The organism is Halobacteriovorax sp., from assembly GCF_041587335.1.
Classification (GTDB): domain Bacteria; phylum Bdellovibrionota; class Bacteriovoracia; order Bacteriovoracales; family Bacteriovoracaceae; genus Halobacteriovorax.
In genome coordinates this window covers 30,616-46,355 of record NZ_JBFGYP010000011.1, presented here as the reverse complement: position 1 = coordinate 46,355, position 15,740 = coordinate 30,616, and the positions used below count along the sequence as shown (strand labels likewise).

Annotated in this window: 12 protein-coding genes; 10 read left to right on the top strand and 2 right to left on the bottom strand. The window is 35.8% G+C overall.

What is annotated here, in order from left to right; all coding sequences use genetic code 11:
• The 4 genes from ABX784_RS03335 to ABX784_RS03320 form a co-directional block, all read left to right on the top strand.
• Positions 1 to 1,374, top strand: a 1,374-nt coding sequence (locus ABX784_RS03335) for a hypothetical protein (RefSeq protein WP_372652538.1), incomplete at its 5' end; no start/stop codon positions are given.
• A 31-nt stretch (positions 1,375 to 1,405) separates the two neighbouring features.
• Positions 1,406 to 1,969 (top strand): hypothetical protein, encoded by a 564-nt coding sequence (locus ABX784_RS03330; protein WP_372652536.1) that lies wholly within the window; start codon positions 1,406 to 1,408, stop codon positions 1,967 to 1,969.
• A 43-nt stretch (positions 1,970 to 2,012) separates the two neighbouring features.
• Positions 2,013 to 3,581: a murein biosynthesis integral membrane protein MurJ gene (gene murJ / locus ABX784_RS03325; RefSeq protein ID WP_372652534.1), complete on the top strand. Its 1,569-nt coding sequence runs from the start codon at positions 2,013 to 2,015 to the stop codon at positions 3,579 to 3,581.
• A gap of 84 nt (positions 3,582 to 3,665) precedes the next feature.
• A complete protein-coding gene (locus ABX784_RS03320) occupies positions 3,666 to 4,109 on the top strand; it encodes a hypothetical protein (protein WP_372652532.1) in 444 nt (147 codons plus the stop codon).
• A 49-nt stretch (positions 4,110 to 4,158) separates the two neighbouring features.
• Here ABX784_RS03320 and ABX784_RS03315 read toward each other — a convergent pair whose 3' ends face one another.
• A complete protein-coding gene (locus ABX784_RS03315; protein WP_372652529.1) occupies positions 4,159 to 4,758 on the bottom strand; it encodes a hypothetical protein in 600 nt (199 codons plus the stop codon).
• 180 nt (positions 4,759 to 4,938) lie between these two features.
• Here ABX784_RS03315 and ABX784_RS03310 point away from each other — a divergent pair, with 180 nt between their 5' ends.
• The 5 genes from ABX784_RS03310 to ABX784_RS03290 all read left to right on the top strand — a co-directional run bounded on the left by ABX784_RS03310 (position 4,939) and on the right by ABX784_RS03290 (position 13,334).
• Complete coding sequence (locus ABX784_RS03310; protein WP_372652526.1) at positions 4,939 to 6,558, top strand: hypothetical protein; 1,620 nt, start codon at positions 4,939 to 4,941, stop codon at positions 6,556 to 6,558.
• 90 nt (positions 6,559 to 6,648) lie between these two features.
• The gene (locus tag ABX784_RS03305; protein WP_372652524.1) at positions 6,649 to 7,392 is read left to right on the top strand and encodes a formyltransferase family protein; all 744 of its coding nucleotides are present in this window, start codon (positions 6,649 to 6,651) and stop codon (positions 7,390 to 7,392) included.
• Positions 7,389 to 9,734: an AMP-binding protein gene (locus tag ABX784_RS03300; protein WP_372652522.1), complete on the top strand. Its 2,346-nt coding sequence runs from the start codon at positions 7,389 to 7,391 to the stop codon at positions 9,732 to 9,734. Before ABX784_RS03305 ends, ABX784_RS03300 begins: the two co-directional genes overlap by 4 nt.
• On the top strand, positions 9,735 to 10,649 hold the full coding sequence (locus ABX784_RS03295) for a hypothetical protein (RefSeq protein ID WP_372652520.1): 915 nt from the start codon (positions 9,735 to 9,737) through the stop codon (positions 10,647 to 10,649). It begins immediately after the preceding gene.
• A 9-nt stretch (positions 10,650 to 10,658) separates the two neighbouring features.
• On the top strand, positions 10,659 to 13,334 hold the full coding sequence (locus tag ABX784_RS03290; RefSeq protein ID WP_372652518.1) for a phosphoenolpyruvate synthase: 2,676 nt from the start codon (positions 10,659 to 10,661) through the stop codon (positions 13,332 to 13,334).
• Between the two features lie 27 nt (positions 13,335 to 13,361).
• Here the strand turns inward: ABX784_RS03290 and ABX784_RS03285 are convergent, their stop codons facing one another.
• Positions 13,362 to 13,781: a hypothetical protein gene (locus ABX784_RS03285; RefSeq protein WP_372652516.1), complete on the bottom strand. Its 420-nt coding sequence runs from the start codon at positions 13,779 to 13,781 to the stop codon at positions 13,362 to 13,364.
• 95 nt (positions 13,782 to 13,876) lie between these two features.
• On the opposite strand from ABX784_RS03285, the gene uvrC reads away from it, so the two are divergent.
• On the top strand, positions 13,877 to 15,739 hold the full coding sequence (uvrC, locus tag ABX784_RS03280; protein WP_372652514.1) for an excinuclease ABC subunit UvrC: 1,863 nt from the start codon (positions 13,877 to 13,879) through the stop codon (positions 15,737 to 15,739).
• Position 15,740 lies beyond the last annotated feature (1 nt).

The window sequence follows — 15,740 nt, the reverse complement described above, 5'->3', positions numbered from 1 at the left end:
GTCGCAGCTCTTTCTACTGCTATTCCTGCAGGGCAGCCTGCTTTAGGTTTAATTGGATCTAGTCTTGGGATTCTTTCTAGTCATATTGGAACTCATAGACCTCTAGGTGATATTATTAGCGATTCTTCAAGTATTTATAATAATTTTCAAAGCTTGAAGTTAGAGGAGTCAAGCCAGAACTGGAATGAGATTTGGTCTAAAGTTAAACTAAATAGAGTTGCTGAAATTAATAATAAAGATGAATTGAAAGAGTATTTAAATAATTTAACTGAGTTCTCTAAACCAATAATTGCAGCTGCTAAGGTTCAAGCTGATCATTGGAGGAAAAGAGAAATTTCTAGAACAGAGATTTCAGCAGAGATAGAAAAAATAAAAAATACACATAGTGTATTTAAAGACGTAACTAAAAGTTTAAAAAGATTTATGGATCAGAAGAATGTATTGGTTCGAGAAGTTAACACTATTCAGGCAGATATTCTTAAAACAATAAGCTCAATTTATAATAATTTCGATAAAGTCTCAGAGTTAAATTATCACAAAGGAGAGTTATTAAGTAATGGTGATACTAATATGGTCTCTCTTTTAGACTCTCTGGAAGCTGAAACGAAGAGTCGTATCTTGAAGTATAATTATGAAGTAGCAAGGGCGTATGAATATAGACTACTTAAACCCTATTTTAATAATATAAACATTAATAGCACGATAGAGAAAATGAAAGCTATTGTTGAAGTTGATACAGAGGCCTATTTATCCTCTAAAGACTTTGAAGCACTTGAGGGAATATATACAAGTGAATTGGCAGAGATTGTTGATCGAACTTTAACTGAGCTCAATAACGACGGACTTCCTCTTCAGAGAGAAAAAGTTCTACAGTTAAATAGAGCAGAGGTTAATGCTCTTAATAGTGGAAAAGATATTTACCTAGACTTAGTCACTGAAAAGATTTTTTCGGATGATATGCATGATGTTAGAATTAATAAAGTTCTCGTTGAAGACTTAGCGGTGGAGAATCTCGAGGAGTTAGGACGCAGTGCTGAGGTCTCTCTTGAAATTGCTTACTCTGGGGAGAGCTTTATCAAAAAAGGGGGGACTTTATATTTCTTTGAAAAAGATACCCATAAGCAAAAAACAAAGTGGGGTGCAAGTTTAGACTTAATCTCTGGAGTCCAGTCAGAAATTAAGAGTAGTCCTAGCTCTGACTCTCTCATTAACAGTTTAATTGGTAATCAAGCTAGTGATGATATCATGCTGCTCTCTAGACCTGGGGGATTAACCCAATTAAAGGTTAGATTTAGAAATAATTCAAATCCAAAGATCAAAATGAAGCTTCATAGATCAAGAATTAGAATAATTTATGATTATAATACATTTTAATTTGTGATATACAGGAGAGAAAGGAAGGTGTGTGAAACGACTTATTTTCTCTCTTATATTCATTTTTGCCTTAATATTAATAGTCTATTTTTATCGCAGTACAGGCTTTGAAGGTAAGGGCCTTACAAAGAGTGAGTCTCCTTCTTATTCAAATATAGATAGTCCCCAAAGTCCTGACAATGAACATACCAGTGCAAACTTACAACATAGTGCTGTAAGTGATGAGTGTCAGAATTATATAAAAAACTTATCTGATCCAAAGTTTGAAAATCTAGAAAATAGAAGATGGTCTAATTATCATATTAAGTATGTTGATGGAGAAATCTATAGAATTAGATACTTTTATGACGATGGACCAAATGGAGAATATAAGAAGACAGTACTCTATAAAGAAGATGAAACAGAGTTTCCTTTAATCGTTAAAACATTTCGTGGCTTTGAAAAAGAAGAACTTAAAGACTATTTCGATCGTGGTGAAGTGATATGGCAAGAGCAGGCCTATGAAACGATATTAAATGAAAAGTCGGTCTACTGGAGAAAAATCAATAATGAATTTGTCGATTTAAACGTTGATGAAGGACTCAGTTGTCTTTAGTATTAATGCTGTATCAAAAAATCTATGAATGTTATGGAGTGACATGGGGCAATCAAGTTCGACCAAGAGGGTTCTCTTATCATCAATAAAAATGGCGATAGCTACTTTTTCAAGTAGAATTCTAGGTCTTGTAAGAGAGCAGGCTATAGCTGCTGTGTTTGGAGCCTCTGGTGTAACGGATGCTTTTACTATTGCTTATAGAATTCCAAATATGCTTAGAGATTTATTTGCAGAAGGGGCCTTCTCGTCCGCATTTGTTCCTACCTTTACTGGTGTGAAGATTAAAAATGAAAAGCTTGCTAAGGGTCTACTTTGGTCAATGGCCGTATTGTTAACACTTATTACTGGCTCTCTTTCACTTGCAATCGTTATTTATGCTCAAGAAATAGTCATGGCCTTGACTAATGAAGTCTTTAATTCAGATGTTGAAAGATTAAATATGACTGTTGGCCTTGTTAGGATTATGGCACCATTTCTTGTCCTAATATCTTTAGCAGCTTTATTTATGGGGACTTTAAATACTTTAAAAGTATTCTTTGTTCCTTCATTTGCACCGGCCCTTTTCAATATTGCGATGATTGGATGTATTTTCATTCTACCTGATCATTTAAAGGTTTGGGGTCATCACCCTGTTTACTCTTTGGGAATAGGGGTTATGCTTGGTGGTTTCGTTCAAATGATTGTGCAGGTGCCACTACTTATTAAAAAAGGCTATGGGCCACAGGGACCTTTTAAACTCATTAGCACAGACTCAAAAACTGTTTTAAATAGAATTGGTATAGGAACTATTGGTATTGCGGCCACTCAAATCAATGTAATTGTGACTACCATTCTTGCGACAGGAACTGTTGTTGGTGCTGTGTCATGGTTAACATTTGCATTTAGACTCTTTCAATTTCCTGTGGGGATCTTGAGTGTGTCCATTGCTGGTTCAAACTTAGTACATTTTAGTGAAGCTTGGAAAAACACTGAAAAAGAAAAAGCAATTGGATACCTTAGCACTAGTTACTTTCTTTCATTCTTAACAATTGTACCGGCAATGGCCCTTTTATTTGCTCTAGCAAAAGAAAGTGTTCATCTCGTTTTCGAAAGAGGTGCATTTGATATGAATGATACTTCTATGACCTATACGGCGCTTAAGTATTATTTGATAGGACTACCATCTTATGGCCTTTATAAAATTTTTGCTCCGACTTTTTTCACTTTAGATAAACCAAAAATACCGGTGAAAATCTCTGTTTTTGCTATCCTTTGTAATATTGTCTTTTGTATGTATTTTACTCCTAAGTATGGTTTTTGGGTCCTTGCGTTAGGTACAAGTCTTTCAATGATTTTAAATTCTGGGATTCAGGCGGTGTGTCTAAAGAGACTATTGGAGATTCCTTGGAGTTTCTTTTTTAAGCTCAGAATTTTAAAGATTATAATTGCTGGCGTATTGACTTATGTTGCAACGCTGCAAGCCAGCGAGTATTTATTTAATTACTCAGACCCTTTTTATAGAAAAGCATTTATGTTTTGTCTCTCAGGAGCCCTTGGTGCTCTATGTTATAGCGTTGCTTTAATTATTTTAGGAGAGGGAAAAGAGCTAAAAAAAGTAATAAAAAGAAAATAAAGCTGTAAGAAATTCAATAAGTTTCTTGTTTTATGACTTTTAAATAGGTTAAACTTAGTAAGAATATTGACTCATGGAGTATTAATGAGAACTGATTTTGAAACACTCAAGACATTAGCGAGTTATTCAATTAATAACTTGAAAGAAAATAAAGTAATCGAATTCGAGATTGAAAATAGAGAAGCATTAATTGATGCAATGGCAACTGAATATGGGGTTAGCTTTGCAACTGATGAAGATGTTAGAGATCAAGCTATCGAAGAAGTTGAAGAAAAAATGGGAGACATGGTTCCAGAAGACATTACGGAATCTGAAATGTTTAACCATGCTAGAAAAGAAATCATCAAGTCTTTCAATGGAGAGAATATTGGTGGTCTTTACTTAGTTGAATCTCTTCACCAGATTGCGACAAGAATGGCCGCTTTCTTACTTAATTGTGATCTTATTGAAGATGTATTTGGTACAGATGAAGAAATTCACGCTTTCTTAGTTAAGAAAATCAGAACATTCTCACCAAAGAAAAACTAATAAAGATTAAAAATTTATTTTTATATGGCCACTAATAGAGTGGCCTTTTTTATTGGTGAAGAAACTCGAAAGTTCTAAGGACTTCTTCGAAGTAGGGCCCTTCAACAGCGCCATTTAAAATACTACTTCTACTTTTCGCAAATAGATAAGCATCATTGATATTATCTTTTATTAGATAGCAATCAAAGTAGACTCTTTCACTAACATCCTCTGTTGCCGTACCTTCTATATGGATAAGGTCTATTCTTCCCTCTAGGAAAGGGATGAAGTTTTGAAATGAACTTGGCACATCAATGACACTTTCTTCTGGATCAAAAATTAATTTTAAATTTTCGAGTTTATTTACGATAATTTCTTCTAATGACTTATCTTTTATTTCATCATTACTTTCAAACCACTCAAAGTCAGCTCTCCAGTCGTACCTCGTGTCAGTTCTTTCAAATACTGCTTGAGTAGATTGATCTCTATCATATGATTCTGTTGTATTAGTCCACCAACTAGGAAGAAAGAATAGGAAGTTCTTTAGCTCAAACTCTTTAGCATTATCCACATAGGCCTGCTTTTCCTCTTTAATCGCAATCATCGAATAGATTGCATAGAGAAGAATTGCACCAAAAATTAGCCACTCAATTAGTCTTGAAAAGTCCATAAGAGGAAAATACTTAAGCTTTTAGCCTCTGTAAATGTGATTTTAGTCTTATTTATTTCGTATTTTCAGTCATTTAAAGAGCTTATGACTAATCCGCTAAAGTTTTACTAATAATGTCCCGATATACTAGTGAGATATAATAAATGCAGGTGTAGTGACCTGTAATTTGGAGAAGTAGAGATGAATTACTCAAAATCAAAGACAACATGGAAGCACTATCTTATCGTAGCTGGCTTTTCTTTGACTCAATCCTTAGTAGCTTCTGCTGCTGATAGTGGTGTGTTCAATGATTGCCAATATGCTGGAGAGAGTAAGGAAATGTGTTACAAAATGGTCATGGCATCAGAGTATGGTGGCGAAATTGACTGTGTTGAGTGTCTCTTCTACGAACAACCAGAGCAAAATAAATTAGCCGAAACACTAGGTGTTGTTGCTGGGCCATTGGCCTTCTTAGGAGCATCATACTTCGGAGCAAAATATCAGTATAAAGGGCAACAAGCTTGGGCCGATGCTTACGAGTCAGGTCATACAGCTTGTACTACAAGGTTTAATTCATATTTAAATTACTCTACTGAGAGAGGAGCTACTCCTATCTCTGCTGGTGATGCCGAGTCTTTTGCCAGCTCTTGTGGAGCAGGTGGTTCGCTAGGTGTTGGTGGTGGATATGCTGGCTACGGTGGTTATTCTGGTAATGGTTACGGTGGTTTTGGAAATTCATTTCTTGGAGCAGGTTACACACCTGGTTTCATGGGTGGAATGATGGGGCCAAATTACAGTTCTGGTATATCTGGAGGCTTCGGCTATCCAGGAATGAGTGGTGGATCAATAGGATTTGGTGGAGGTCTAGGTTTAGGTCTCGGAATGGGTGCAATGAATGGACTATTTGGTGGAGGCTCAGGAATGGGCGGTGGACTAAGTGGTGGAATTAATATTGGCGTCGGTGGCGGTTTTGGAAATGGAATGGGTGGCGGAATGTACCCAGGTGGATTCGGTATGGGTGGTAATCCATACGGTGGTATCTACGGCGGAATGAATGGCGGATATGGTTACCCAGGAATGGGTGGTGGTACATACGGCACAGGATTAGGCGGTGGTATAAATATTGGTATCGGCGGAGGTCTAGGAAATGGCATGGGTTTAGGTTATCCAGGAATGGGTGGCGGACTCTACGGAGGCTCAGGTTTCCCAGGAATCGGTGGTGGAATTAGCATTGGCGGTGGTCTAGGAAATGGCATGGGTTTAGGTTATCCAGGAATGGGCGGCGGAATAAATAGCGGAGTAAATTTTGGTGCGAGGAACCCTTATACAAGTGGAATGTATAATGGAAGCCTAGGAGGCGGAGGAATCGCTGGATACCCAGGAATGATTGGAAATGGAATGTATAATAATGGTATGGGGGGAATTTATGGGTCAGGAACTATGCCTGGTTCCTTGGGACTTGGTTCTTGGGGGAATGGTGGAGCAAATGGTTCATACTGGAATAATTCTGGTGGATGGAACGGTGGTTTAAACACTAACGGTCAGTACCAACAACAGTACCAACAGCAGTATCAACAAGCAGCAGATGTTCAGGGACAAGTTCAAGCTGGATACGCAAGATCACAAGGAAATCAGATTACTGGTCAAGCTGCGCAGAGTGCTCTTCAACAGAATTACCAAAATGCAGCACAAGATCTCTACTCTAATTCATATTACGGTGGTGGTAATACAATTAACCCATATGCAAATGGGTCTATGTATGGCGCAGGAAACTTAGGATTTAACTTTGGTGTAAATGCTGGTGGATATGTTGGTTATTAAATAAAACTCAAATATAAAATCTATATAAATGTGCCTCCTCAGTGGAGGCATTTTCTTGTCTCTAGAGGAGATTAAGTTATTGGAGAAGAGTTGAAGGTAGTTCTTGTTACAAGTCAGCTTAACTACATGCCTAATAATTATTCAAAAACTATTGAAGACATTCTTGCATGCTCAAATGGAAGAATAACATCCCTTATAGAAATTGAAAACCTTGATTATAGCTATATTAAAAGTGGGCTTGGACTTATTTATTATGGCGCAAGAAACTTTGGATCACAGCTTATTAAAAATCTTATAACAGCAAAGCTCTCTTCAAAAGAAAGTCTTTGCCAAAAATATAATGTCGAACACCGTATGTATAAAAGTATTAATGATGCTGAAGCTATAGATTACTTAAACACTGAAGGGTTTGATTTATTAATCAATCTAAGAACAAGGTGTATCTATAAGAAGGCCGCCCTTAATGCGACTCGACTTGGTTGCTTGAATATTCATCACGGAATCCTTCCTAAGTATAGGGGAACGATGTGTGACCTCAATGCTCTTAGTGAGGGAAGGCCAGCAGGATTTTCTATACATGTAATGGATAAGAAAATTGATAATGGAGATATTATAAAGGTTGTGGAAGTTTCAGATAGTGAAAAAGATTACTTCAAATACCTTGAGCAGACTAGAGAATATGAAGTTAAAGCTATAGCAGAATTACTAGATTATGTATCAAGTCATAACTCTCTCCCTGTGGGGATTCTCAATAAGAGTGAAGAGAGTATCTATACGAAAACACCAGATATAAAAGCAGTTAAAGACTATATAAGAAAAGGAATTACTTTATGAGTTCATATGTCGTGTACCATGGTTCACCAGGGACTAGCGAAGACTTTAGTTTTCTTCGAGATCATTTTGAAGATGTCACTTCTGTTAAAAGAGGAGAGTCAAAAAATGCAGATATCTATATAGGATATTCATTTGGAAGCTACTTTGCTCTTAAGGACTTTGTAAATAATTCTAATGCCAAAAAGTTAATCTTAATTGCTCCATACTTTTTTGCAGAACCTCTAGGGTTTGTTAAAAAAGCATTAATTACTAATTCTTTCACTTCGAAGATTCTAATTTCGAAGATGAGTGAACAAATTATTGAAGAGCTTTTAATTAAATCAGCATCACCAAAAGTTGCTTCTGATGAATATCGTAGAATCGCTGAGAGGTATAAATCCGTTGACGTATTAAGAGAAGCGGCCCTAGAAAAAGAAATACCTGTCTCTGAAATATTGGAGCTATGTAAAAAAGCGTCAGAGAGAGAAGTTCATATAATCTGGGGAGATTGCGATGAGTCTCTAGATTTAGAACATATGACAAAAATTAAAAATAATTTATCCTCAAAAGAAGTCGTCATTAAAGATGCAGGTCATGCAATACCATGGACTCATCAAGAAGAATTAATTAAGCAGATTAGTATTGCCTCTGAGGAATCTCAAGAAGGAAAAACAGGATATTTTAAAGGTGAAGATAGTCGAAATAATGTGGCTACCTTTCTAAAAGAGCACGTTAAAACTCACCCTGAAAAGAGCGTTCTTACTTGGGTTGATCTACAGAAGATAGGCAGTTGGAGTGGTAATTTAAGTGATCCTCTGCCACACGAGTCTATTAGTGTAAAAGACTTAGATATACTTGTCTCAAGAATCTCTAGCGGTCTAATTAATTTAGGAATTAAAAAAGGAGATAGAGTTATTATCTTTATCCCTATGTCTCTTCAATTATATGCTGCAATGTTTGCTCTTCAAAAAATTGGTGGAGTTGCGGTCTTCTTAGACAGTTGGGCGAGAAGAGATCAGATGGGAGTGAGTGCTGAGACCGCTGATCCAAAAGCGATTATCTCATTAGAGAAAGCATTTATGTATCTAAAGGATGTTAAAGAGATTGGCGCCATTCCTTTAAAGGTCTCTGTAGGTCCTACTGAAGGTGAGTACGACGCCTCTTTAGAAGATCTCATGAAGTTTGAAGTAAATGAAGACGTTACAGCTGTAGAGCAAGAGCATACAGCCTTAATTACATTTACTACAGGGAGTTCTGGAAAGCCTAAAGGTGCAGATAGATCTCACAGATTTTTATCTGCTCAGCACTATGCTTTAAATCGACATATTCCATATGTTGAATCAGATGTGGATCTTCCAGTATTTCCTATTTTTTCTTTAAATAATTTAGCTGCAGGCGTAACGACTGTTATTCCTGCTATTGATGTTGGAGCACCTTCTGAGAAGGATCCACTCATTCTTATTGCTCAATTTTTAACAATGAAAGTAACCTGTACAACACTTTCTCCATCTTTATTAAATTCTGTAAGTTCATTCTGCTTAAAGAATAACTTGAAATTAAATGGACTAAAGAGAGTCGTAACAGGTGGAGCTCCCGTTTCAAGAGATGATGTTAAACGAATTAAGGAAGTTGCTCCAAATGCTGAGATCTTAGTTTTATACGGTTCTACGGAAGTTGAGCCTATGGCCCATATTGAAGCAAAAGATATGTTGGCAGAGAAAGAAAATGTTGACCCCGAAATTGTAGAGCCTGGTGTGAATGTTGGTAAGTTCGATTCTGGATTAGAAGTAAAGTACATAAAGATCTTTAATGAAGCACTAACAGTTTCAAAAGAAGATGATTGGAAGGAGCTAGAGGTTTCTAAAGGAAGTCCTGGTGAAATTATAGTGTCAGGTGAACATGTTTGCAGAAACTATTATAACAACAAAGATGCATTTCTAAAGACTAAGATTGTTGATGATAGAGGACGTGTTTGGCACAGAACTGGTGACCTCGGCTTTGAAGACAGTAGAGGAGACTTATGGCTTGTAGGTCGAGTTCATAATGCTATCAATAGAAATGGAGAGTATTGTTTTCCAGTAAGGGCCGAAATTATAATGAAGAGAATTCCTCTGGTTCTTCATGCTGCATACCTTGGAATTGAAGACTCTGAACTTGGAGAAAAGCCTATCGCTGTTTTCTCGGTTTCAGAGGATTCTAATATTGAAGATGCTAAAAAAGAGGTCGAGAGATTACTCACAAAAAATAAGATTATTTTTGATGACATCATTCATGTTGACAAGATTCCTATGGACCCGAGGCACCACTCAAAAGTGGAGTATCATGTCCTAAGAGCGACATTAAAGGATTTGAGGAAAGTTTAGGTGGAAAGATTTAACTCAAACCATTCAGATAAAAAGTATCTACAAGATAGGTATAAGTGGATTCAATTCTTTATTGAAAGGTTTGATCCTCTTAGTCACTTGATTATGATATCTCTCTTTATCGCTGGTCATATGTCACTAGTAGATAAGGGAGTTTCAAGTGATGCTCTTCTTTTATTTATTGGAACTACAGTATTTTTCTTTAAGTTAAGATGTTTTGATGAGGTTAAGGATTTAGATCTTGATATGAAGATTAATCCTTCTAGACCTCTACCAAGAGAGCTTCTTTCTGTCTTTGATATGAAAGATGCAATAATTCTTTGTTTTATTTTTGAAAATATAATCTTCTACACTATAGATCTTGATGCTGGTATTGCTATGAGTATTGCTTCTCTATATTCATTGATTATGTATAAAGAGTTTTTTTTAGGCTCTTGGTTTAGAGATAAACTCACAAGTTACGCTTCAGCACACACTCTCGTTACAATTCTTTTAAGTTTGAGTATCTTTTGCGCTATAGACGGTAGAGCATTGTATGCTCTAGATATATCTATGTATTTCTTTTCAGTTGTAAGTTGGCTTCTGTTTAATATATTTGAGCTAGGTCGAAAAACATTTCTTGAATCTGAGGAAAGAGATCAGGTTGAGTCATATTCTAAAGTGTGGGGTAAGGGAGGAGCAGTTGTTCTTGTTTTAGTACATGCTTGTATTGCTGAAGTCATACTAGCACTTGGGGTGGGTCTCTCTTCTTCTTTTGCTAAGATTTACTTTAATAGTTGCTTCGTTGTCTTTGTTCTTTCTGGAATCTATTTTCTGATTAAAAAGAGTGGGAGAAGTGGATCTTTTTTTAGAGGCTATTCTTCATTTTATATAATTTTAATATATTTAGGCGTCATCATTGAGAAATTACTCTAGGGAAAAAATATGCTTTTAATAAATAAGAAAACAACAAGAAACTTTGCTAAAAAGCAGGCCGGCGGAAAGGGATACAATCTTTACCTGCTAGCGACTAAAGGAATTAATGTTCCTGCTTTTTCAGTGATTCCTTCACATCTCTTTGAGGATTTTGTAGAACGAAATAAACTTGGTGAGGAAATAAAGAATGCCTTGAGTAATCTCTCCTTTAAAGATGCAGCTGCAAAAATTGAAAAAATAATACTAAGTGGAAACTTTATAGGACCTGAAGAAGAAGCTATATATAGCCTGATTAAGTCTTTTTCGGGGACTCATTTCTCCGTTCGATCGAGTGCTGGAGATGAAGATGGTGGAGAGCATTCTTATGCAGGACAGCTCTCATCATATTTATATGTCTCATCGCTTGAGAAATGTTTAGAGTCGATTAAAAAGTGTTGGGCATCAGCTTTTTCAGAAAGATGTCTTGTTTACAGAAAGGAGAACTCTATTGAATTAGAGAAAATTCTTGTATCTGTAGTTATCCAAGAAATGATTGACCCAGATGCTAGTGGTGTTGTTTTTACCTGTAACCCTGTTACAAATAATATTGATGAACTAATGGTTAATTCTGTTTATGGAGTTGGTGAAGGATTAGTCTCTGGTCTCCTTGAAGGTGATACCTATATTGTAAGTAAGCATGACCGCACTTTAGTCAGTAAGGAGATTGTAGAAAAGGAAAAGGCACTAAAAGGCGACTTTGAGAATGAAAAAATATATGAAGTAGAGATTAGTGAAGATAAAAGAAATATCGATTCACTAAGTGATGACCAGTTGGCCGAACTCTCTAGAATATCAATTCAAATTGAAGATCTTTATCAGTGTGCTCAAGACATTGAGTGGGCACTTAAAGATGGTGTGTTTTATATACTTCAGACAAGACCTGTGACGACACTGACTGCGACAACGAAAGGAATTTTAAACCTATGGGACAATTCAAATATTGTTGAAAGTTATGGAGGGATGACTAAGCCTCTGACTTATGGTTTTGCTAGATATGTCTATAATCAAGTCTATATACAGTTCTGTGAAGTTTTGATGGTTCCACAAAGCCATATTAAAGAAATGAATTTCTTTCTGAAAAATATGCTAGGTCTATTTTATGGGAGAGTATATTACAACCTCTTTAATTGGTATAAGTTAACAAGTATTCTTCCTGGCTATAAGTTCAATCGTCAATTTATGGAAACAATGATGGGAACTAGTGAGTCTTTAGGCGATGAGATCGCAGAGAGAATCAAGCCTCCAAAGTTTCATAATAGTTTTGGTTCAAGAGTGAGGAAGTTCTTTACTGGTTTTAAGTTCTTTTACTTTCATTTAAATATTCAAAATATAGTAGATAAATTTCTATCTGACTTTCATGCTATTTATGATGTTTACAGAAAGAAAGACTACTACGCGATGACTGCTGATCAAATTTACGATGAGTACATGGGATTAGAAAAAGATATTCTATGGAAGTGGCACGCTCCAATCATTAATGACTTTCTTTGCATGGTCCACTTTGGGGTCTATAAAAAGCTAACTGAGAAGTGGCTAGATCACTTAGGACAAAATTTTCATAATGATCTATTGGCCGGCAATGGAAATCTTGAATCTGCAGAACCAACAAAGCAGCTCATAAGTCTTTCTGGGGTCGTTGTTAAAACTGAAGGGCTAAAAGATTTTATTTTTTCAACTAAGAATGAATTCTTATTAGAGGCACTAAATCAATCAGAGTATCAAGAGTTCTATGCGCTAGTATCAACATACCTAGATAAGTATGGATTTAGATGCATGAGTGAGATGAAGCTTGAACAAAAAGATATGCACTTAGAGCCGAAGCTTTTCTTTGTTTTCTTGAAAAATATTATTAATTCGGGGCAGATAGATCTAGAAGAGTTTGAAAGGCGAGAACATGAGATTAGAGAGAATGCTGAAAAACTTCTAAAAGAGAATATCTCGGGTGTTAAAGGTTTGATTTATTCATGGTCATTGAAGCACGCTAGAAAAGCTGTCATGAATAGAGAGAATACTCGCTTCTGTAGAACTAGAATTTACGGTGTTGTTAGATCAATGTTCTATGCTATGGGTGAGAACTTTGCAAAGAATGGAATAATAGATAAAGATGAAGATATTTTCTTCTTAGATCTTGAAGAGTTGAAGGGGGCCTTTGAGGGGACAAACTCTGTTCAAGATTTCAAAATGATTATTGACGCAAGAAAGAAGGAATATGCTGGATATGAAGATAGTGAGCCTGAAAGTAGGTTTATGACTCGAGGACCAGTGTATTGGAAGAATAATCACTTCCCTGCGCCTGTAGTTATTGATTCAAATATAGAGCTAAAAGATAACGAAATGTTAGGTCTTGGATGTTGCCCAGGTATCGTCGAAGGTGTAGTTAAAGTGATTTTATCTCCGGATGATAATTTAGAGCTTAACGGAGAAATCCTTGTCACCCATAGGACTGATCCAGGCTGGATTCCTCTATATCCATCTGCTAGTGCCCTTCTTGTTGAAAGAGGTGGTTTATTATCTCACTCTGCTATTGTTGCTAGAGAAATGGGACTTCCTACTATTGTTTCAATCAAGGGTCTTACTAAGAGGCTTGAGACAGGTATGAAAATTAGAATTAATGGAGAATCTGGCTTAATTGAAATTTTAGATTAAAAAAAAGGCCCTTAAAGGGCCTATTTTTTATTTATTATGAATTAAAATTTTAATCTGGTGACGGAAGATAACTTCAATTTTATCACCATCTATTGTCTTATCAACAACACCTGGTCCAAATTTTGAGTGATCAATGATATCACCTTGAGCAAATTGTCCACGAATTGAGTATTCTTGAGACTTACTTGTCGCTGAATTGATTGCTTCCATCCAAAGATCAGCAACAGAAGTTGTTGTTTTAGACGTTTTTCTCGTTGTTTTCTTTCTTGTCGCTGCTTTCATTTTCACTGCAGATGGATCTTTATAAGCATGCGTATCTTTACACGTTCTACATTCTACTCTGTGAATTGTCTGTGCGTCTTTCATAGCAACGATCATATGTGCTAATGTTAGTTTACATTTTGAGCAATAGGAAAGAATCTCTTTTCCTACATTTAAATCAGACATTCTGATACCTTTGTTTTGGATTTGTTATAATGAATTGTTAGTAAGATAGAATATAAAGAACTTCGAACAAAGTAAAGACGGAACGCAACGCAAATATGCAGAATAAACTACTAATAAAGGCTAAAACTTTACCAAATAAAGCAGGCTGTTACCTAATGAAGAAGATTAGGTCAGGCGAAGAAACTGTATTATATGTAGGTAAAGCAAAAAACTTGAGAAATAGGGTCCTAAGCTATTTTAATAACTCTGCTAAGTCTCCAAAAACAGAAATTTTAGTCTCTCATATAAATGATTTTGATTTTATTATGACGGAATCTGATGCTGAGGCATTTGTTCTTGAAAATAACCTAATTAAGAAGTTCTCACCAAAATATAATATTCGATTAAAAGACGATAAATCTTACCCATATATCTGTGTAGATTTAAATGAAGACTTTCCAAGACTTATGTACGAAAGAAGGCCTAAAAAGAAAAAAGGTGTTGAGGTTTTTGGTCCATTTGTAGTTGGAAGTAATATTTCTGAAATTATACGAATTTTAACAAAATCTTTTACTTTAAGGGATTGTTCTTTGAAAGACTTCAATTCAAGAAAAGAGCCTTGCTTATTGTATCAAATGAAACAATGTACAGCTCCTTGTGTTGATCTAATATCTAAAGATGAATATAGAAGAGACCTTGATCTCGCATTGAGCTTTTTTCGTGGTAGTGGTGAAAAAGGTTTAAAAGAGCTAGAAAATAGAATGATGAACTTTGCAGAGGCCGAACTTTTTGAAAGTGCTGCTATGTTAAGGGACAATATTGAAACTCTTAATACATTCTTGAATTTCTCAAAACAAAAGAATGCAGAGATTTCCCATGGTGTTCGAAATGTCGATATATTAGCGTACCACGTTGGGGAAATTGAAGTCGACATCTCCCTTTATATGATGAGAGAAGGGCTCTTACTTGGACATAAGAACTTCCATTTCCCATCTGTGGATTGTAGTGACGATTTTGATGATGAGGTTGCTCAGTATATCTTTCAATATTATTCATCTACATTTGATAAATTGCCCGACAGGTTAATTACAAGTTTTCCTAAGGACTTAAATGATACTCTTCATCTTGCTTTTAAGAAGGTTCATGACCTAAATATTAAGTGTTCAACTCCAGGTCAAAAATTCAAATCATTGATGAAGTTAACACAAGACCATGCATTTGAGCATCAAAGAGTTAGAATTTTAAATGAAGATAGTACTTATGTAGGGCTTAATAAGCTTAAGGATTTACTTTCTTTAAGAGAGAGACCTGTCGTTCTTGAATGTTATGATATCGCAATTTTTCAGGGAAAATCGCCAACTGCCTCGCAAATTGTTTTCAATGATGGAAGAGCAGATAAGAAATCATATAGACACTATCACTTAGAGGAAAGGCCTGAGGGCAATAATGACTTTGCTATGATGAGTGAAGTTATCAATAGAAGGATTAAAAAAGGAAAGCTGCCTGATGTGTTTGTAGTTGATGGTGGATTAGGGCAAGTGAATATATTTCTAGAGGCGCTTAAAGACCATAATGTTTCAGTACCTGTGGTCGGAATTGCAAAATCTAAAGTAGATAAGAAGTCTAATTTTAAATCAAAAGAAGTCGTCAGAAGTGAAGAGAGACTTATTATTCCAGGGAGATCTAACCCTTATCAATTAATGAAGTGTAAATCACTCTTTAGAATTGTCACTCAAATGAGAGATGAGGCGCATAGGTTCTCTAGAAGGCTTCACCATAAAGAAGAGAAGAAAAAGCTAATTACGAGCTGGGTTGATCACGTTGAGGGTGTAGGTCCAGTTGCTAAAAAGAAAATTCTCGAAAAGTTGGACCTATCGATTAAGGAACTAAAACTTTTAAATGAAATTGAGCTACAAGAGCATTTTGGTGTTTCAAAGAAGTTAGCTAAGGCCATAGCAAAAACTCTGGCCTCATACTAGT

Coding starts and splice junctions, on each gene's coding strand:
- murJ (WP_372652534.1), top strand. CDS start 2,013: ATGGGGCAATCAAGTTCGACCAAGAGGGTTCTCTTATCATCAATAAAA.
- ABX784_RS03320 (WP_372652532.1), top strand. CDS start 3,666: ATGAGAACTGATTTTGAAACACTCAAGACATTAGCGAGTTATTCAATT.
- ABX784_RS03315 (WP_372652529.1), bottom strand. CDS start 4,758: ATGGACTTTTCAAGACTAATTGAGTGGCTAATTTTTGGTGCAATTCTT.
- ABX784_RS03310 (WP_372652526.1), top strand. CDS start 4,939: ATGAATTACTCAAAATCAAAGACAACATGGAAGCACTATCTTATCGTA.
- ABX784_RS03300 (WP_372652522.1), top strand. CDS start 7,389: ATGAGTTCATATGTCGTGTACCATGGTTCACCAGGGACTAGCGAAGAC.
- ABX784_RS03290 (WP_372652518.1), top strand. CDS start 10,659: ATGCTTTTAATAAATAAGAAAACAACAAGAAACTTTGCTAAAAAGCAG.
- ABX784_RS03285 (WP_372652516.1), bottom strand. CDS start 13,781: ATGTCTGATTTAAATGTAGGAAAAGAGATTCTTTCCTATTGCTCAAAA.
- uvrC (WP_372652514.1), top strand. CDS start 13,877: ATGCAGAATAAACTACTAATAAAGGCTAAAACTTTACCAAATAAAGCA.